Genomic DNA, 19499 nt, shown 5'->3' on the forward strand with positions numbered 1-19499 from the left:
GTGTTAGCGGCGCTCGCGCACCCGAATCACTTACTTATGTAAGCTCATCGGGATTTACTTGCTTGCTGCCTTGCCGCAACGCCAATGACTTTGGGTATAATATTGAGTGTGATTATTTAAAGTTATTTGCTGTTACGAAATGGTTTGGTGAGTAGTCCAATCGGGCCGGTGGCATACCAGCGACCAACACCTTTACTGCGGCGATCTCGGCCTAATGATTGGGTTAGGCGGTCAAGAATAATCGCCAGAATCACGATGCCCACTCCGCCGACAGCTGCCAGCCCCATATCCAGACGACCAATACCGCGCAGAACCATCTGACCTAAACCGCCGACGGCAATCATTGAGGCGATAACCACCATCGACAGTGCCAGCATCAGGGTTTGGTTCACACCTGCCATAATGGTTGGCATCGCCAGTGGCAACTGCACTTTGAACAGTAATTGGCGTGGATTGGCACCAAAGGACTCTGCGGCTTCAATAAGATCTTCCGGCACCTGTTTGATGCCCAAAATGGTCAAGCGAACAATCGGTGGTAGCGCAAAGATAATGGTGACCACGACGCCCGGAACATTACCGATACCAAATAGCATGACGATCGGCACCAGATAGACGAAGGCTGGCGTGGTCTGCATGGCATCCAGCAGTGGCCGAATAATACGTGCGGCACTATTGCTACGCGCCAGCCATATCCCGAGCGGTAGCCCGATAAGGATGCAGAAGAATAGCGAGGTCAGAACCAGCGCCAGTGTCACCATGGCTTGTGACCACGCGCCGATAGCGCCGATGGCGATCAGTGAGACCAGTGTCGCCACGCCCATCCCTAAGGTGGAGAACTGCCAGGCTATCAGGGCGAAAACCAAAATTGCCACCGGTGCTGGCATACCCAACAGTAAGTGCTGGAAGCCGCTGAGAATAAAGTCGACCGGTACACGAATGCCCTGGAACAGTGGGCGGAAGTGCAGTACCACCCAGTCAATGCCGTGAGTGACCCATGAATCCAGTGGCAACCAGGTGGTGTGGAACGGGTCCATCAGACTGAAATGTTCAGGTGCCGCCGCAGGTGCGCTGTTTAACCAGTCAGTATTTGCCACTTGGCTCTGTGCCGCCTGAGCGGCAGCCTCGTGGCCGGCACTCCCTGCGGTATGGCTACCCTCGGCCATACTGGCTCCCCAAGGGTCAGCTGCGGCTGACAGACTCTGAGGGGCGGTGTCAGTGACGGCAGGGGCTGTCGACGCCGCATCCGTGGCCCACGGGTTACTGACGGTTTGATCATTGATCTGGATTTGATCACTCATTTGGCGTCTCCTTATCTAGGGCCTGTAACAGCATGGCCTTGGAAATAATACCGATATAGCTGTTGTCTTCACCGACCACCGGCACCGCGCACGGTGCTTGTGCCACCAGTGAGATCAGCTCACTGAGGGGCATATCTGCGGGAACCGGTGCGGGATCAGCCAGTAAGGCGCTGTCCAACGACTGGTTTTCAGCCAACGCTTTTTTCAGTGAATCTATCGATACCACGCCAATAAACTTCTGCCCGCGCTCCAGCACATAGCCGTAATCGCGGTCTTCATCCTGAAGCAGTTTTAATGCTGAACGGGGGCCGAAACCCGGTGTTTTGCGGATCAAAGAGACTGGACGTCGGCGCGCAATATCTTTGGCGCTGAAGACGTGGCTAATATCAACGCCACGGAAGAAGGTGCGCACATAGTCATTAGCCGGATTGTTCAGTATCTCATCTGGGGTGCCGACCTGTACGACCACGCCGCCCTGCATAATGGCAATACGATCACCAATGCGCATGGCTTCATCCAGGTCATGGGAGATAAAGACGATGGTTCTTTGCTGTTTGGCCTGTAACTTGACCAACTCATCTTGCATTTCGGTACGGATTAATGGGTCGAGGGCGGAAAAAGCCTCATCCATCAATAAGATGTCGGGGTTGTTGGCCATTGCGCGGGCTAAGCCGACACGTTGCCGCATCCCGCCGGAAAGCTCATCGGGATAAGAGTAGGCGTAGCTGTCTAGACTCACCTGACGCAAAGCTTCCATGGCTTTTTCGTGGCGCTCCTGTTGAGGGACGCCAGCCAACTCCATGCCGAATGCGGTATTATCAAGAACATTCAAGTGGGGCATTAATGCAAAGGATTGGAAGACCATACTGATCTTGTTACGACGCACAGTGCGCAGGGCGCTATCCGATATTTTGGCAATATCTTCGCCGTCGATCAGCACTTCGCCACGAGTAGGTTCTATCAGACGATTGAGAAGGCGTACCAGGGTGGATTTACCGGAGCCGGATAATCCCATGATGACGAATATCTCGCCTTCTTCAATGGCCAGATTGGCATCTTTAACGCCAACGGACAAACCTGTTTTAGCAAATATCTGCTCTTTATTCTTGCCGGATTCAAGCAGTTTAAAAGCCCGTTCGGGATGCTCACCAAATATTTTATATAGATTCTTTACTTCGAGTTTAATTGCCATGCAGCTGGTATATCCCTCTGTCAATTTTGAATTATGTTTATTCGATCGATGTTATCCTGATGGAAAAATAGAGCGCTATATACCCTAACACAGTGAGAATCTGAGACAACCCTCAATATCCTTATAATCAAATTCGCAATGGTCACTGTTTCAATATATATCATTTGGAATGATTGATTTACATGCGTTAATATTGTGGTTTTTTGGCTCTGATAAATTGTCTAATATTGTCGGTGAGAGTAATGGATAATTAGTCGATTATTGGTATAAATATTACGCATATATAGTGAATATTATTTTGTATCACTTTTGATTATATCTTTCCTGAAAATTGGCTCTCATTTAGCTCTGTAGAGGTGTAGTTAGCTGGGCTAATAGGGTATTTTTGTTGGCCATGCCAGATGGGCGGAGTCCCCTAATGCTCTGGTCTGTCGCCAAATGTATCGCGAGATGATAATTTCAAATTCTGCTACTTGCTCTGGCCGTTGAACCGGCAAAAATAGGGCGAGGTCGATGGGGTATCTTTAGGGCGAAATTGGAGGGTAATAGCAGAAAAAAAACAGGCAACCTCAATAGGGCTGCCTGTTGGTCTTGACCCCTCAATTTTTATGCTCTGACAAAGGGAGGAAGATGCAGAGTGAGAAAGCTTAAAAATCCCAATCTTCGTCTTCGGTATTGACCGCTTTACCGATCACATAAGAGGAGCCAGAACCAGAGAAGAAATCGTGATTTTCATCTGCATTTGGCGATAATGCCGCCAAAATAGCCGGGCTGACCGCCGCCTGGCTGGCGGGGAATAATGCTTCATAACCTAAATTCATTAATGCTTTATTGGCATTATAGTGCAGGAATTTTTTGACATCTTCTGTCCAGCCGACCTTATCATAAAGGTCTTCGGTGTAGCGCACTTCATTATCATATAAGTCTTGCAGCAAATCGAAGGCGAAATTCTTTATTTCCTGACGGCGGCTATTATCGACTCTCTCTAGGCCTTTCTGGAATTTATAGCCGATGTAATAGCCATGCACTGCTTCATCACGAATAATCAACCGAATAAGATCCGCGGTGTTGGTTAATTTAGCTCTACTAGACCAATACATCGGCAAATAGAATCCGGAGTAGAATAGAAATGATTCCAAGAATACACTGGCAATCTTCTTCTTCAGCGGATCATCATTATGATAGTGTTGAAGGATAATATCGGCTTTCTTTTGTAGTGGGCCATTTTCCTCACTCCAGCGATAGGCATCGTCCACATCAGATGTCATGCAAAGTGTCGAAAAAATGGAGCTATAGGAGCGGGCGTGTACCGCTTCCATAAAACTGATGTTCGAAAATACCGCCTCCTCATGGGGGGTAATGGCGTCTTTAATGAGCGCCGGTGCTCCCAGCGTATTTTGAATGGTATCCAGCAGAGTCAACCCGGTGAAAACGCGAATTGTTAGCTGCTGCTCATTGGGGGTCAATGTTGCCCAAGAGGGAATATCATTGGATAGCGGGACTTTTTCCGGCAGCCAGAAATTAGCCGTCAAACGGTTCCAGACTTCCAGATCTTTATCGTCTTCAATTTTATTCCAATTAATGGCGCTGATGCGTGTTATCGGTTTTACTGCGTTCATAGTGGCTTCCTTATTAACCCGATTTTATTCATTTACAGCGAGCAGGAAACACAACCTTCGACTTCCGTGCCTTCCAGCGCCATCTGACGCAGCCGAATGTAATAAATAGTTTTAATCCCTCTCTTCCAGGCATATATCTGCGCTCTGTTAATATCGCGGGTGGTGGCGGTATCGCGGAAGAAGAGTGTCAGTGATAGCCCCTGATCGACATGCTGAGTCGCCTCGGCGTAGGTATCGATGATTTTCTCCGGCCCTATCTGATAAGCATCTTGATAATACTCAAGATTGTCGTTGGTCATATAAGGTGCGGGATAGTAGACGCGACCAATCTTGCCCTCTTTGCGGATCTCAATTGGAGAGACAATCGGGTGAATGCTTGATGTCGAATGATTGATATATGAAATTGAACCAGTTGGCGGCACGGCCTGCAAGTTCTGATTATAGATGCCGTGTTCCATCACGGATTGGCGCAGGGCGGCCCAATCTTGCTGGTCGGGAATTGTAATGCCCGCATCGGCAAACAGCGCCTCTACCTTGGCGGTTTTAGGCTGCCAGCGCTGTGCGATATATTTAGTGAAATAGCTACCCGAAGCATAAGCCGACTCATCAAAGCCCTTAAAGTGGCAACCGCGCTCTATTGCCAGCAGGTTAGATGCCCGGATCGCATGGTACACCACGGTATAGAAGTAGATATTGGTGAAATCCAGCGCCTCTTCTGAGCCGTAAAAAATGCGCTCGCGCGCCAGATAACCGTGCAGATTCATCTGCCCGAGGCCAATAGCGTGGGACTCCTGATTGCCTTTTTCAATTGAGGGTACTGAGCGAATATTGCTCATGTCAGAGACTGCGGTTAATCCACGAATGGCGGTTTCAATGGATTTACCAAAGTCTGGTGAATCCATGGTGTGGGCGATATTCAGTGAACCCAAATTACAGGAGATATCTTTGCCAATATGACGATAGCTGAGGTCGTCGTTATATTCGGTAGGTGAATTAACCTGCAAGATCTCTGAGCACAGATTACTCATATTGATCCGGCCTTTGATTGGGTTGGCGCGATTCACCGTATCTTCAAACATCATATAGGGGTAGCCGGACTCAAACTGAATCTCTGCCAGGATCTGGAAGAACTCGCGCGCCTTGATCTTGCTTTTACGGATGCGTTTGTTATCAACCATTTCGCGGTATTTTTCGCTGATGCTGATCTCTGACATTGGCACGCCGTAGACCTGCTCTACGTCATAAGGCGAAAATAGGTACATATCCTCACTATTTTTCGCCAGCTCAAAGGTGATATCCGGGATAACCACCCCCAGTGACAGGGTTTTAATGCGCACTTTTTCATCAGCATTTTCCCGTTTGGTATCGAGAAAACGCAAAATATCGGGATGATGGGCATGGAGATAGACTGCCCCCGCACCTTGTCGCGCCCCCAATTGATTGGCGTAAGAGAAAGCATCTTCCAGCATTTTCATGATGGGAATGACCCCGGAGGACTGATTTTCAATCCGCTTGATAGGCGCACCGACTTCACGAATATTGCTCAGCAAGAAAGCCACCCCGCCGCCACGTTTAGACAACTGCAGCGCCGAGTTTATTGAGCGACCAATGGACTCCATATTGTCTTCAATGCGCAACAAGAAGCAGGAGACCAGTTCACCGCGCTGCTTTTTACCGCAATTGAGGAAGGTCGGGGTGGCGGGTTGGAAGCGGCCAGAGATTATCTCCTCGACCAACTCCCGCGCCAGTTGTGGGTTACCGGCCGCCAGTGTCAGCGCAACCATGCAAACGCGATCTTCATAGCGCTCCAAATAGCGTTTGCCATCAAAGGTTTTCAGGGTATAGCTGGTGTAATACTTAAACGCGCCAAGGAAAGTCGGGAAGCGGAATTTTTTGCTATAAGCTTGCTGGAATAGGCTCTTGATAAAGCTGAAGTCATACTGATCCAGAACCTCTTTTTCGTAATACTCCTCCTCAATCAGGTAGTTGAGTTTCTCCTGCAAATTATGGAAGAACACGGTGTTTTGATTGACGTGCTGCAAGAAATATTGCCGCGCTGCCAGCCGGTCTTTATCAAATTGGATATGCCCGTCTGCGTCATAGAGGTTCAGCATCGCATTCAGTGAGTGATAATTAAGCTCGCTGTTGGATGGATCGGTGATTTTCAGTTCTGTCGTTGCCAAAATTCAGTTACTCCCTTGCGCACGTTTGCCACATCTTCAGCTGTACCCAGTAGTTCAAAACGATACAGATAAGGCACCTGACATTTTTGCGAGATGATTTTTCCCGCCAGGCAGTAGGCGTCGCCAAAATTAGTGTTACCCGCGGCAATGACACCGCGAATCAGTGAACGGTTATGGGGATCATTGAGAAACCGAATGACCTGAATCGGCACTGTGCCTACCGGGCTGCCGCCGCCATAACTGGGTACTAACAAAATATAGGGTTGCTCGACCCGTAATTTTCCCCGCGCCCCCGCAATGGGGATTCGTATCGCAGGGAGTTCGAGCTTCCCGATAAAACGGTGGGTGTTCTGTGACGAACTGGAAAAATAGACCAGCGGGTTCATGCCATTGCCCTCATCAGGCACTGACAGCTTGAGCCAGTGCGCTTATTTTATCGGGACGAAAGCCAGACCAATGGTCATCACCGGCAATAATCACCGGCACTTGCTGATAGCCAAGGGATTTAACGTGAGTTAATGCCTGCATATCTTCTGTTAAATCAATGACCTGATAAGCGATTCCCTGTTTATCCAAAGCCCGGTAGGTGGCATTGCACTGGACACAATCGGGTTTACTGTAAATAATAATGCTCATGATTCGCATTTACCTTTTGTATTGAGGAAAGGCGTAATTAGCCAGGTTGTTCGTGTGTCGTGACGACCTGCCCCTGATTATCAACCACAGTTTCATTCCCGCAGATGATAGTTAAATACTATATCTAGTGTTTATTTAATTCAACCACACCATATGTAGTTATTTGCATGTATTCTGTGAGCCACATAGAGACAAGGCCGCCAGCACGGGGCTGGCAGCAGAGTTTGGTAATAATGAGCAGGGTAAAAATATTTTTAACGCAGAAGGGGGCGGGATGGATCTGTTACTGGCGCAGACTGACGGCTAACCGGTTAAATGCATTCATGATGCTGATAGCAAAAGTTAAGTCAGAAATTTCGGCATCAGTAAAATGGGCCTTCAAGGCGTCGAAAATATGATCAGGTGTGCCGCTGGTGGTGATGTTAGTGACCGCTTCTGCCCAATCCAGTGCCGCCCGTTCAGCTTCACTGAAAGCATGACTCAGCCGCCACCCAGCGATCGTATCCATTTTGGCGTTATCAAAGCCATTGGCCCGTAAAAATTTACCGTGCATATCCAGACAGAACGCACAGCCGTTAATTTGTGAAACCCGCATAAAAATCAATTCGATCATTGCTTTTGGCAACGAACTTTTATCCAGCGTGAGGGAGGTGTTTACCAGTGCTTTGTAGGTGGCTGGAGAGAGTTCGGAAAAATAGAGGCGCTGCTTAACCATGATAGTTACCTGTGATGTTGATAGTAAAATATGGCGCTACTCTAGCAACACCATGGCCTATACTATAGGGCCATAAATTACTTATTTTAGTGGGTCATGATGAAGGTGTTTTCGCGCCTGTTGAATTTGGATCGTCAACAAAACGAGCCGGTTTATCGCCAGATTTATCAACGTATTAAAGATGCGATTGTTCAGGGCGCACTGCTACCTAATACTCGGGTGCCCTCGGTTCGGGCGCTGGCCAGTGAAGTGGGGGTCGCGCGCGGGACTGTGGAAAACGCCTATGCCCAATTGATTGCCGAGGGCTTTTTACAAAGCCGTGGGCAGGGGGGAACTTACGTTTCAGCCCAGCTGCTTGATGCCCCTTTGCTGCCATTGAACAGTGTAGCTGAAGGCCGTCAGCCGATTGCCGTCAACCATGCATTATCAGCTAATCGTATGATGGCGCTGCCGTTTCAGTTGGGGCTACCAGCACTGGATGCCTTCCCGCGCGCGCAATGGGGGCGAATGATGGCTAAACAGCTGCATAGCTTGACCGCCGCATCACTCGGGCACCCTCCCGCCACCGGATTACCCGCCTTACGTGCATCAATTGCTCACTATTTGCAGCTCTCACGGGGGGTTAGTTGCCAACCGGAACAAGTATTTATCTGTGCTGGTTATCAATCGCTACTGGATTTGGTGGTCAGTAGCTTACTGAAACCCGGTGATTGTGGCTGGCTGGAAGATCCCGGCTACCCAGCGACTCAACAGCTGATCCGCGAAGCGGGATTGATTCCACATCCAGTGAGGGTGGATGACGAAGGCATGGATGTGAGCGCCGCCACTCAGTGTTGCCCGCAGGCGCGTTTTGCCATTATCACACCGGCACATCAAAGCCCATTAGGTGTGGCGCTCAGTTTAGTGCGGCGCATGGCGCTACTGGATTGGGCTGAGCAGCAGCAATCCTGGATCATTGAGGATGATTATGACAGTGAGTTCCGCTATCAGGGCCGACCACTGCCTCCGCTGAAAAGTATGGATAGGCAAGGGCGGGTACTCTATGCCGGAACATTTAGCAAAGTGATGTTTCCAGCACTGCGGCTGGCCTATCTGGTGGTGCCCCCCGCGCTGGTGGCGGTATTTAATCACCGTTGCCAATTGCGCACCTGCGCCTGCCCGCCATTGATACAGGCCAGTGTGGCGGAATTTATGAATCAGGGGCATTTTTATCGCCACCTTAAACGGATGCGCCACCTCTATGCAGAGCGTCGCGAAATGTTATCCGTCAGTCTGATGCGGCAACTTGCGGGTATCGTCGAGGTTGAACGGCAGTCGGGTGGCATTCAATTACTGGCGCGGCTGGATAGCCGTTTTGTTGATCGGGTTGTTGCCGCAGAGGCTCAGCGCCAAGGGCTGGCGATTCAGGCTCTATCAGACTGGGCGCTGGCAGAGAGAGTGGGCGGCAACCAAGAGAATGGCCTGCTAATGGGCTTTACTAATTTGACGTCAGTGACAGAAACCGATCAACTGGTGGCACGGCTGGCAAAAATAGTCAGCGCTTTATCTGAGGGATAGAAGGTGTTGGCCCGAGGTGAGGGTCACCTGGGCCGCCGATAAACAAACGCAACTCAAATACAGTAGACACAGCAATGAGGGTGATGAGTTATCGGCATCAGCTTGATTTTAGCGGCGTGCCAGCAGCACACCCAGTACGATACCGACGGCGGCACCAATACCGACACCTTGCCATGGCTTATCGCGGATATAGTTATCTGCATTGCCGGCCACATCGCGGGCATGCTGCTTAAGGCTGGTCGAGCCACTGAACCGCGCTCGAGCATCACGTAAAACCCCTTCGGCATTTTGGCGCACCTTGGTCAGCTCCTCTTTGGTTTTCTCACCTGATGAGCGCAAGACATCGTCGAGAGTATCTGCCAGAAGGGTCACATCTTGATCGAGGTCTCTTTCGATTTTTTCTGATTTTTTGAACATTTGACTCTCCATTTGCCTGATGAATATTAAGCATAGACCATCAATCAGCCGATAAATGGGCTTCAGGAGTAATCCGAAGGTGAGTAGCATTTATGGCACCAATCATCATCACCATGACTTTGTACATTTGGTTACTTAGCGAAACCAATGACTCACGGAAAGAGAAAATTCATTCCTCTATGATTCTTCCCAACGGCCCCATCGGGGGCTTAGCGAAAAAACTCTGAGGATTTGAAAATGAAAAAAGTATTAGCGATGATCGTTGCTGCAACTATGGGTCTGTCTTCTGTTGCTTTCGCTGCTGAAACGACTGCAACTGCTGCGGCACCAGCGACTACCACTACTACTGCGGCACCCGCTGTAGAGAAAGCTGCACCAGCTAAAGCAACTCAACATAAAAAGCATAAAGCCACCAAACAAACAACAGAGCAGAAAGCACAAGCTGCTAAAGCTAAAAAACACGAGAAAAAAGCCGCAGTACAAAAAGCACAGGCTGCTAAAAAACAGGTGAAAAAAGCGCCAGCTCAAAAAGCACAAGCCGCTAAAAAACATCACAAAGCGGCTAAAAAATCAGTAACAGCTCCAGCTGCATAATTACGCCGGAATGCGGGCCTTGTACCGCACCATCTAGCCAATTCCAGACACTCGGTTAATGCCGGGTGTCTTTTTTTATAGGCTAATCATCATGATCAATCGCTATCTGTTTGAACTGATTTTCGGTGTCGTGACGTTGTGTGGTCTATTACTTGCCTGCGTATTATTGCTGACTGACTCGGTTATTTAGCCGACATGCCCCCCTCATCCCCTCGCAGTGGCGTGTGGACTATTCCTAAATAGCCGTTTTGAGCCAATAAAGAGGTGGTTTCCCTTATTTATTGCGGTAAGGTCGCTCAATAGTAGTTAAAAAGAGGGAAAGTAAATGTATTTACGGCCAGATGAAGTGGCTAGAGTGCTGGAGAGTGCCGGCTTTGAGCGGGATTATACGGTTGATCAGGCTTACGGTTATCGGAAAGCGGGACACTATGTTTATGTGAATCGTGAAGCTCGCATGGGTAGGACCGCTTTGGTTATCCACCCCGCGCAAAAAGATAAAAGTTTGCTGTTTGCCACACCGACAGCCACCATTCGTATCAGTGATAAGTATGTTGAGTTTCCACTCTATCTGGCGGGGGAAGCCGCAGATCGCTACGGTATTGCTCACGGTTTTAGTTCAAGGGAAATATTATTGCGCTACCTGAACAGCATGTTTCAGACCATTTAGCGCGCTACCCTACCGCAATACATATCATCGCGCCGTAGTGCTATTATCAATGCAATACGGCGTCAGCTTCCTGATTAAAATGCAGATTATAGTGGCGGCGGAATTGCGCCAATTCAAAGGCATCTAAATCCAGCTCAGCAAAATAGAACAATGCCGCTTCAGTGTGTTCGGCCGTTAGCATTGGGGATATATGTGCGCGAACCAGCGTGTTTCGCCATTGCATTACATTTTCGTCGGAGGGATCTTTAATAAAGGTCTGATAGATGAAAACCAGATATGCCGCCTTTCTAACATCCTCGGCGTAACCATTGCTGGTGGAGCGGATAAACATTTGAGTTTGACGTTGCCCCATCTCTTGCAACATCGACTCAATATATATGGGTTTTATCTTCAGTAAATTAGCCAGCGTATCCACAGCCTTACGGGTATCTGATGTCAATACACGGTAGCCCACAATAAAAACCACGATCAGAACAGCAATAATTATCCACGTCATTGAGTGTTTCTTTGCGCCCTACAAGGTGAAATTGGTAACGTAAAATTATCTGGCTGTTAAATCGCCTGAGCCGATAAATTCAACGAAGTGTTTAAGGGGTATTGCCACTGAAGTTATCACTGTTTCTCTGCTGATTATTCAGATGATGGTTGAACGCTGCGGCATCTTTCGCCAGCGCATCAAGATGGGCACCCAGCATTTTTATCTGTCTGACCAGCGAATGTTGCTCTGGCAAGGTGTTCGCGGTATTGAGCTTTCTAAGCAACATATCATTTTTAGCACGCAATGCTGTCTCTCGTGCTTTTGACTGCTCCAGCTCATATTGCAGTGCGGTAAAACTTGCCTGCCATGTCTGATGCTGCTTCTCAAAAGTTGACTGCAACTCACTCATTGCATTAAGAAACTGGACTTCAAGCTCTCGCATTGTCATTGCTTTTCCTTTATGACGACTTCCGATTTTGAGTGGCAGTATAACGAAATTTGAGCATAACCTCATCCGCTAGAATCTCTGTTTCGCCCTCGGTGTAGAGTGCCATCGGGCGATGCATTACCTTGAGTTTTACCATAACTTATGAGTGATTTGTGCTTATCATTCATTGAGGGGCAAAATAAATAAGCCTTGCTATTAATATCTTAGCATGCGTTAATAGCTTCATCGGTTTGTAGCACAGACCTATTTATGTAAGCCATTTAAGTAAAGCAGTTCCTAGTTAAAGCGATATTTTTAGACATCACTTCTCCGACGAATTTCCTTCTTTAGTGCCCCCATAAGTAACTCTTGATAAGCAGACCTCAATAGCCAAATATTGGCACTAATAATGAAGGAAATATCTTATGTCTAATAAAATGACTGGTTTAGTAAAATGGTTTGATGCTGGTAAAGGTTTTGGTTTTATCTCTCCTGCTGACGGTAGCAAAGATGTATTCGTACATTTCTCTGCAATCCAAGGCACTGATTACAAAACTCTTGATGAAGGCCAGAACGTAGAGTTCAGCATCGAACAGGGTCAGAAAGGCCCTTCAGCTGTAAACGTAGTAGCGCTGTAATTTATACTGCTGCAATAAGCGTTTAGCTGTAAAAAAAACCTCGCCCCGGCGAGGTTTTTTTATTTCTGCGATCGTAGAAGTATATGTATTCAAAGTTTGGTTTTTTGGCCGCTGGCATCAATGAATGCCAACTAAGAATGCTTCCTGCTATTATTATGATATGTTTCAATCAGTGGATAATAACCTCCGGTTGGAATCTTCCTTGTTATTTCGGCACTGTTTTGATTATTCGAAGCGCAAAATAATAGCTTAAGTGATCAGTCGACAATTAATCACCTTGATAAAGCAATAGCAAATAATAAGTGGGCTAATTCATAGGCTAAGCCTCTCGGTAATGAGATTACGATAGTTAAATCTTGTGGTTAGGTTGAATGGTAAGGATTATATCTGTTATTCAAGCTCGATGTTTTTTACTGCTTTATCGATGTAGATCAATTTCATCTGTTAATTATTTTATTTCTGACCTGGCTTTTTTTGATTTACCTCATCTAAATCCGATATTTGTCACATAAATACTTTAAAGTTCTAATCAATGAATAGAAAATTAGTCATTACTACTAAAGAGGGGCAATATTACCCATATTAATGTTTAGTGCTACGCTTAATTGCTTGTTGAATCTGTCTCTGACAGGCAATGACCTATATTCGCTAGCTAATTTGTCCAAGGATGATACATGTCTAAACGTCTATTGCTCCGCAATACCTTACTGACCGCCACTTTATTGAGTGCATTATCTATTTCGGTCAGCGCTGCACCCCCCCACACACTACAACTGGCTATCGGTGATGAACCAACCGAAGGTTTTGATCCCATGTTAGGGTGGAGTCATGGCAGCTATTTGCTACTGCACAGCCCCTTGCTGAAACAGAATGAAGATCTTAGCTGGAATAGTTTTTTGCTGAGTCAGTATAAGAGCAGTGACGATGGTAAAACCTGGTTACTGACACTCAAACCCGATCTCAAATTCTCTGATGGTTCGCCGCTGACAGCCAAAGATGTGGCCTTTACTTACAACAATGCCGCTGCCAGTGGCGGGAAAGTTGATATGGGTAACTTCCTCAGTGCCGAAGAGATCGACCCGCTCAATGTACGTATCCAACTGAAAGCCCCACAAAGTACTTTTGTGAATGTATTGGGTTCACTGGGGATTGTTTCAGCCGATAAATACGATGCTAAAACATATGCGCAAAAACCTATTGGTGCCGGCCCCTACCGCTTAGTCAGTTTCCAACCCGGTCAGCAGATGATTGTGGAGGCGAATCCTTACTATGCGGGGAGTAAAAACGATTTTGACAAGTTGATTTTTGTCTTCCTTGATGAAGATAGCGCCTTTGCAGCAGCACAAAGTGGGCAATTAGGTGTGGTACGTATTCCCCCATCAATGGCGGCAGGCCCGGTCAATAACATGAAGTTATGGGTCAGACCAAGTGTCGAAAACCGTGGCATTGTGTTCCCGACCACGCCAGCGGGTAAAAAAGATGCCCATGGTGACCCCATTGGGAATGATGTCACGGCTGATATTGCGATTCGCCGGGCGATTAACTACGCCATCAACCGCCAGCTACTGGCCTCGCAAATCATGGAGGGCCATGCTATCCCGGCCTATACCGGCGTGCAGGGGCTACCATGGAATAATCCGGATTCGGTCATCAAGGATGGTGATAGCGAAACAGCCAAACAGATTTTGGAGCAAGCTGGCTGGAAGCTGAACCAAGAGGGCATTCGGGAAAAGAGTGGTGTGCCAGCAAAAATAACCCTTTGGTATGCCAGTGGTGATACTACGCGCCGTGATTTAGCGCAGGCCGTTCGCTCGATGCTAAAACCTATCGGCATTGATGTTGATTTAAAATCAGGCAGTTGGGAAACCGTAGAGCGAAATATGCATGCCAATCCCACCCTGTTTGGCTGGGGCAGTTTGGACCCAATGGAGCTGTACCATCACTACAGCAGCAAAGCGGCGGGCGTGGAGTATTACAATCCGGGCTATTACCAGAATCCGGTGGTAGATAAACATCTGCAACAGGCACTGGATGCCCCCACTTGGGAACAAGCGGTGCCATTCTGGCAGCAGGTGGATTGGGATGGAGCCACGGGGGCTGGTATTCGTGGCGATGCGGCCTGGGCATGGTTGCTGAATATTCAGCATACATATCTGGCTAATAATTGCGTTGATTTAGGTAAGGGGGCGCCAGAGATCCACGGCTCCTGGTCACTGCTCAATAGCCTCGATAGTTGGAAATGGATTTGCCAGTAATGAAGGGCATCTCGTTTTTTGCTCTGCGCTTAATTTGCCTGCTGCTGGTCACCGCAGTGGGCACCTTTACGCTACTGAGCTTCTCCCCCGTCGATCCCATCCGTGCCTACATTGGCAGTGAGCTGCTACATGTACCACCGGAGCAATATCCGCTGATTGCAGCGCGGTGGGGGCTGGATTTACCGCTATGGCAGCGATTCCTACACTGGTTTAGCCAGGTCGTACAAGGGGATTTGGGCTACTCGATGCTGTACAACGCGCCGGTCTCACAGGTGATCGGCGAGCGGTTTGCAACCTCATTCGCGTTACTGCTTTCGGCGTGGTTGTTCTCAGGTATTGTTGGGTTACTGCTGGGGCTAACGGCGGGGCGCTACCTCAATCGCTGGCCAGATCGTGCTATCTCATCGCTCTCCTATTTGCTGGCCTCGCTGCCCACCTTCTGGATTGGTCTATTGCTGCTGTCACTGTTCGCGGTAAAGCTGAATTGGGCACCGATTTGTTGTGCATGGACACCGGGTAGTAACGCCGAGACCGCCGGTTGGGGCGACAAACTGCACCATCTTATTTTGCCGATGCTAGCTCTGGGGCTATTGGGGGTCGGCAACATCGCCCTGCATACCCGCGCCCGGGTGGCCGAGGTGATGAACAGTGAATTTATTCGTTATGCACAAGCGCAGGGGGATAAAGGCTGGTCGTTGGTGAATTTCCATATTTTACGCCATGCGATAACCCCGGCACTTTGTCTGCAATTCGCTTCAGTGGGGGAGCTGTTGGGGGGATCGTTACTCGCTGAAAAAGTCTTCGCCTATCCCGGCCTAGGGCAGGCGACTATTGATGCCGGGCTACATGGTGATATTCCGCTATTGATGGGGATCGTGATGTTTTGCGCCATCCTGGTTTTCTGCGGTAACAGTGTGGCCAATGTCCTGTTACACCGTCTGAACAGGGGGGCCGCACGGCCATGATGACTTATAACCCGAACCGGGCGTTGTTCCGGCTGTTTGTCTCAATAGCACTATTATCCATTCTGATCATTTATGGGTGGGCCATCTATCCCGTTGACGTTCCAATGGATTTGATGGCTCGTCGTCAGCCGCCATCAATGATCTACTGGTTCGGCACTGACAGTTTAGGGCGTGATCTGTGGCTGCGCTGTTTTCAGGGCATGACCACCAGCTTGCAGATTGGCCTAATTGCCGCCTTTGCCAGTGGCTTGTTGGCGATGCTCACCGCCAGTCTGTGTGCGGTGAATAAAACGCTGGATTATCTGATTCGTGGGCTGATTGACAGCATGTTAGCACTGCCACATTTGCTGCTGTTAGTGCTGATTTGCTTCACCTTGGGCGGCGGAAAACAGGGGGTTATTCTGGCGGTGGCATTCACCCACTGGCCCAAACTGGCCTTGATTCTACGGGCGGAAATTTTACGTATTCGTGAAACTGATTATGTGATGCTTTCTCATCGGCTGGGTAACAGTAATTTTTACCGCTGGCGTCATCATCTGCTACCGTTATTACTACCGCAGTGGATTGTTGGCACCCTATTGATGTTCCCCCATGCGGTGTTACACAGCGCAGCACTCAGTTTTCTCGGCTTTGGGTTGTCACCTCATGAGCCGTCATTGGGGATATTATTAGCCGATGCATTACGCTATCTGAGTAGTGGGGCATGGTGGCTGGCATTTTTCCCCGGATTGATTTTGGTGGGATTAGTGCTGATATTTGACCAGTTTGCCCGATCACTGCAACAGCTCTGGGTGAGGATAACCTGATGTTGAAATTTGAAAGGTTTGCCATTGATGTTGCCCATTACCGCTGGTTAGGGCGAAAAACCTGGCATCCTCTGCTGAGTCACATTTCACTGGAGGTGAATCCGGGGGAGTTGGTCGCGTTAGTGGGTGGCAGTGGTGAAGGTAAAAGTCTGTTGCTGCAAAGTGCGCTGGGGTTGCTGCCGGATAATATGCGCTGTCATGGCGAGATTATCCTGGATGGCGAGGTGTTGTGTGCTCGCGACAAAATTGAGCAGCGTGGCAAAACCCTGTGCTATGTCCCCCAAGGGGTCAGCGCCCTAAACCCCTTGATTAAAGTGGGGTCGCAAATGACCCGCGCAGCACAGCTCAGTGGTGTAAAACTGCGGCTGGAAGATGTCGCCATGCAGCTGCAAACCTACAATTTGGCACCGGGGCTGGTTCACGACTTCCCACGTCAACTCTCTGGCGGGATGGCAAAACGTGTCCTGACCAGCTGCGCAACACTGACCCATGCCCGCTATATTCTGGCCGATGAAGTGACCTCCTGGCTAGATGATGACCATGCCTGCCAGTTACTCACCCACTTGCGGGCTTTTTGTCAGCAAGGGCGCGGCATTTTGTGGGTCACTCATGATTTGGCGCTGGCGGCCCGTTTTGCCGACAAAATTGCGGTATTGCATAAGGGGGAATTGCACGAAACACTCAGTGCGGATGAGCTGAAAAATAATGGCGGTAGCCCGTGGTTACAATCGCTATGGGCGGCACTGCCGGAGCAGCAATTTGTCAGCCAGAAACTATCGTCGACGGAGGTAGCAGAGTATGTTTAGTGTCGACAATCTGACCATTGATCAGGGGGGAAGACGGCTGTGGGATTCTATCTCCTTCTCTCTCAAAGCGGGGGAGCGATTGGGCATCTCCGCCCCCAGTGGCTTTGGTAAAACCACCCTTGGTCGGGTGCTGGCACAGTGGCAATCAGCCACCTCAGGGCAAATTTTGCTCGGGGGGGCACCGCTGGCGAAAAAAGGGTATTGCCCGGTCCAACTGGTGCCTCAGCACCCGGAACAGAGCTTCAATCCTTACCGCACCACGGGAGATAGCCTGCATGATGCCTGGCGGCCAGATAGCTACTGGCTTGAGCGAATGGCGGTGAATCCCGATTGGTTGAAACGTCGGCCGGATGAGCTATCTGGCGGGGAGTTGGCCCGTATTGCGCTGCTGCGAGCGCTGGACCCGCGCACTCGTTATTTGATTGCTGATGAAGTTACCGCGCAACTGGATGCACACATTCAGGCGCAAGTCTGGCACGTGTTATTGGCTGAAGCGGCTCACCGCCCGCTCGGATTAATTGTTTTTAGTCACAATAAGGCCTTATTAGAAAAGGTGTGCTCACGGATATGGATACCTGCACAAGAAAATGAAACCTCTCTTTATCCAGGCAGCAAGGTTAAGCCGCATCTTGGTTTGGCAATGGTAAAAACAGGGTAGGGTTATCTAGCGAAAAATAAGAGGAGATCAAGATAAGCCTAACGGGAGAATAATAATTCTGCGTGATAATAAGCTGACGCGAACTATGATTTTTAGCTTATTGTTTTAAATGCATTGATTAAGATCATATCCTTACTTTTGTGAATAAATGCTTGCCAAAGGTAGGTTGGGTTAACTTTAGTTGTAACAAATATAAACCAGCTGATATTAACTATCATTATATTGATTTTAATCGATATTTTTATTGGCTATAGCGCATTTTTTATTAAATTTCTAATTAATGATGTGTTTTCAGTGTTTTGGTCTATATTGGTTAAAGGCTCTATTTTTATAGCAACCCATTGATTTATCGCTATCTGTTACAGAAGTGTTATACCGAAATCCAGTTTTAAATAAAGGGATTGATTAGCTATGACATTCGCTATTGAAGGCAAACGATTAATTGATTTACTCATTTGTGGATCACTGTGGATAAATGCAGTGACATATTTTTGTTTTAGTAAAAAAATATTAATGAGCAATCATTTTTTATTGATTGGAATAGCTAAAAGCGGTAAAAAAAACCCATCCAAACAAATCATCATACAAACTAATCTGACGGGGTGACCTCGATAAAACACGACTGTCGTTATTATCAACAACAGTGTGATCGGTGGCTATTCGTCTTTTTTCAGTAAATTGTTTTTCTCACTTTCACTTTCTTAACACGATACAGGAGGGCTTATGCAGCTCACCCCAAGAGAAGTTGAAAAGCTTATGATTTACACGCTGTCTGATGTGGCGTTCAAACGCAAAGCGCGTGGCTTGAAACTCAATTATCCGGAAGCCGTTTCTATTATTACAGTGACTGCAATGGAGGGGGCCAGAGATGGCAAATCCGTAGAGGATGTGATGAAAGAAGCTAGTAAAGTTCTTACCAAAGATGACGTGATGGATGGGGTAGCTGATCTAATTCCCAATGTTCAGGTTGAAGCGATTTTTACTGACGGTAGCCGTTTGGTCACGGTGCACGATCCTATTAAATAACCGATGGCAACATGCGAGTAAAACCTGAACTGATTATTGCAGAGGATTAAAGCATGAGCGCAAAGAAAGGCACTAAAACATCAACAGAAGAGAATACCCCTCTGGGCGGCTGCATTTTAGCCGATATCCCCATCACTTTTAATGAAAATAAGCCGGTAACCAAAGTGAAAGTGCGAAATACCGGTGACCGGCCCATTCAGGTGGGTTCACACTTCCACTTCTTCGAGGCTAACCGCGCACTTGAGTTTGACCGTGCTGCGGCTTATGGCAAGCGGCTGAATATCTCCTCAACTACCGCCATCCGTTTTGAACCCGGTGATGAGACCGAAGTTCAGCTGATTCCCTTCGGTGGCAAGCAAACACTGTATGGTTTTAACAATCTGGTGGATGGCTGGACTGGCGAAGGCGTGGTGCCGAACAGTGAGCGCCCGGATAAGCTCGAGGCTATCCGCCGTGCGGCGGCGCGTGGTTTCAAATCACCTAAATAACACGTTATTTATTGAGTAAATCATCGAAATTCGCATACGTGTGATGAAGAAATCCGTTACACGCACCGGAAAAA

The 19499-nt window shown here is 48.3% G+C and carries 22 protein-coding genes; 12 read left to right on the forward strand and 10 right to left on the reverse strand.

The window, feature by feature from the left end; translation table 11 throughout:
- Positions 1-122: 122 nt before the first annotated feature.
- From proW to FFE93_RS05130, 7 genes are all read right to left on the reverse strand, one after another.
- Positions 123-1298: a glycine betaine/L-proline ABC transporter permease ProW gene (gene proW / locus FFE93_RS05100; protein ID WP_049602965.1), complete on the reverse strand. Its 1176-nt coding sequence runs from the start codon at positions 1296-1298 to the stop codon at positions 123-125.
- Complete coding sequence (gene proV, locus FFE93_RS05105) at positions 1291-2490, reverse strand: glycine betaine/L-proline ABC transporter ATP-binding protein ProV (RefSeq protein ID WP_005275920.1); 1200 nt, start codon at positions 2488-2490, stop codon at positions 1291-1293. The genes proW and proV overlap by 8 nt, the downstream gene beginning before the upstream one ends.
- A 647-nt stretch (positions 2491-3137) precedes the next feature.
- Positions 3138-4109 (reverse strand): class 1b ribonucleoside-diphosphate reductase subunit beta, encoded by a 972-nt coding sequence (gene nrdF / locus FFE93_RS05110; protein ID WP_057649045.1) that lies wholly within the window; start codon positions 4107-4109, stop codon positions 3138-3140.
- A gap of 32 nt (positions 4110-4141) precedes the next feature.
- On the reverse strand, positions 4142-6292 hold the full coding sequence (gene nrdE, locus FFE93_RS05115; protein ID WP_138774873.1) for a class 1b ribonucleoside-diphosphate reductase subunit alpha: 2151 nt from the start codon (positions 6290-6292) through the stop codon (positions 4142-4144).
- A complete protein-coding gene (gene nrdI, locus FFE93_RS05120; protein ID WP_005275928.1) occupies positions 6274-6678 on the reverse strand; it encodes a class Ib ribonucleoside-diphosphate reductase assembly flavoprotein NrdI in 405 nt (134 codons plus the stop codon). Before nrdI ends, nrdE begins: the two co-directional genes overlap by 19 nt.
- 13 nt (positions 6679-6691) lie before the next feature.
- The gene (nrdH, locus tag FFE93_RS05125) at positions 6692-6928 is read right to left on the reverse strand and encodes a glutaredoxin-like protein NrdH (RefSeq protein ID WP_005275932.1); all 237 of its coding nucleotides are present in this window, start codon (positions 6926-6928) and stop codon (positions 6692-6694) included.
- A 283-nt stretch (positions 6929-7211) separates the two neighbouring features.
- Positions 7212-7643, reverse strand: coding sequence for a carboxymuconolactone decarboxylase family protein (locus FFE93_RS05130; RefSeq protein WP_005275937.1), 432 nt, complete (start codon positions 7641-7643; stop codon positions 7212-7214).
- A 96-nt stretch (positions 7644-7739) separates the two neighbouring features.
- On the opposite strand from FFE93_RS05130, the gene FFE93_RS05135 reads away from it, so the two are divergent.
- Complete coding sequence (locus FFE93_RS05135; protein ID WP_049602964.1) at positions 7740-9200, forward strand: PLP-dependent aminotransferase family protein; 1461 nt, start codon at positions 7740-7742, stop codon at positions 9198-9200.
- Between the two features lie 108 nt (positions 9201-9308).
- Here FFE93_RS05135 and FFE93_RS05140 read toward each other — a convergent pair whose 3' ends face one another.
- Complete coding sequence (locus FFE93_RS05140) at positions 9309-9617, reverse strand: YqjD family protein (protein ID WP_032898209.1); 309 nt, start codon at positions 9615-9617, stop codon at positions 9309-9311.
- Between the two features lie 237 nt (positions 9618-9854).
- On the opposite strand from FFE93_RS05140, the gene asr reads away from it, so the two are divergent.
- Entirely contained in the window at positions 9855-10211 is a 357-nt protein-coding gene (gene asr / locus FFE93_RS05145) for an acid resistance repetitive basic protein Asr (RefSeq protein WP_032898211.1), read from the forward strand.
- 325 nt (positions 10212-10536) lie between these two features.
- Positions 10537-10878 (forward strand): DUF2002 family protein, encoded by a 342-nt coding sequence (locus FFE93_RS05150; RefSeq protein WP_005275951.1) that lies wholly within the window; start codon positions 10537-10539, stop codon positions 10876-10878.
- A 46-nt stretch (positions 10879-10924) separates the two neighbouring features.
- Here FFE93_RS05150 and FFE93_RS05155 read toward each other — a convergent pair whose 3' ends face one another.
- Both FFE93_RS05155 and FFE93_RS05160 read right to left on the reverse strand, forming a co-directional pair.
- Positions 10925-11374: a DUF1198 domain-containing protein gene (locus FFE93_RS05155; RefSeq protein ID WP_005275954.1), complete on the reverse strand. Its 450-nt coding sequence runs from the start codon at positions 11372-11374 to the stop codon at positions 10925-10927.
- A gap of 91 nt (positions 11375-11465) precedes the next feature.
- Positions 11466-11804, reverse strand: a complete 339-nt coding sequence (locus FFE93_RS05160; RefSeq protein ID WP_049602962.1) for an MbeD/MobD family mobilization/exclusion protein — start codon at positions 11802-11804, stop codon at positions 11466-11468.
- A gap of 404 nt (positions 11805-12208) precedes the next feature.
- On the opposite strand from FFE93_RS05160, the gene FFE93_RS05165 reads away from it, so the two are divergent.
- From FFE93_RS05165 to FFE93_RS05205, 9 genes are all read left to right on the forward strand, one after another.
- Positions 12209-12421: a cold shock domain-containing protein gene (locus FFE93_RS05165; RefSeq protein WP_005275958.1), complete on the forward strand. Its 213-nt coding sequence runs from the start codon at positions 12209-12211 to the stop codon at positions 12419-12421.
- Positions 12422-13095: 674 nt separating this feature from the next.
- Positions 13096-14676, forward strand: a complete 1581-nt coding sequence (locus tag FFE93_RS05170) for an ABC transporter substrate-binding protein (protein WP_138774874.1) — start codon at positions 13096-13098, stop codon at positions 14674-14676.
- Entirely contained in the window at positions 14676-15641 is a 966-nt protein-coding gene (locus FFE93_RS05175; RefSeq protein ID WP_072083940.1) for an ABC transporter permease, read from the forward strand. The genes FFE93_RS05170 and FFE93_RS05175 overlap by 1 nt, the downstream gene beginning before the upstream one ends.
- Positions 15641-16447: an ABC transporter permease gene (locus FFE93_RS05180; RefSeq protein WP_032898230.1), complete on the forward strand. Its 807-nt coding sequence runs from the start codon at positions 15641-15643 to the stop codon at positions 16445-16447. The genes FFE93_RS05175 and FFE93_RS05180 overlap by 1 nt, the downstream gene beginning before the upstream one ends.
- Positions 16447-17253, forward strand: coding sequence for an ATP-binding cassette domain-containing protein (locus FFE93_RS05185; protein WP_032898214.1), 807 nt, complete (start codon positions 16447-16449; stop codon positions 17251-17253). The genes FFE93_RS05180 and FFE93_RS05185 overlap by 1 nt, the downstream gene beginning before the upstream one ends.
- Positions 17246-17911 (forward strand): ATP-binding cassette domain-containing protein, encoded by a 666-nt coding sequence (locus FFE93_RS05190; protein WP_032898215.1) that lies wholly within the window; start codon positions 17246-17248, stop codon positions 17909-17911. Before FFE93_RS05185 ends, FFE93_RS05190 begins: the two co-directional genes overlap by 8 nt.
- Before the next feature lie 411 nt (positions 17912-18322).
- Positions 18323-18517, forward strand: coding sequence for a hypothetical protein (locus FFE93_RS05195; protein ID WP_032898217.1), 195 nt, complete (start codon positions 18323-18325; stop codon positions 18515-18517).
- Positions 18518-18634: 117 nt separating this feature from the next.
- Positions 18635-18937, forward strand: a complete 303-nt coding sequence (locus FFE93_RS05200; RefSeq protein WP_002215288.1) for an urease subunit gamma — start codon at positions 18635-18637, stop codon at positions 18935-18937.
- A 53-nt stretch (positions 18938-18990) separates the two neighbouring features.
- The gene (locus FFE93_RS05205; protein ID WP_057649059.1) at positions 18991-19425 is read left to right on the forward strand and encodes an urease subunit beta; all 435 of its coding nucleotides are present in this window, start codon (positions 18991-18993) and stop codon (positions 19423-19425) included.
- The last annotated feature ends 74 nt before the right edge of the window (positions 19426-19499 follow it).

The organism is Yersinia sp. KBS0713 (assembly GCF_005937895.2).
GTDB lineage: Bacteria > Pseudomonadota > Gammaproteobacteria > Enterobacterales > Enterobacteriaceae > Yersinia > Yersinia bercovieri.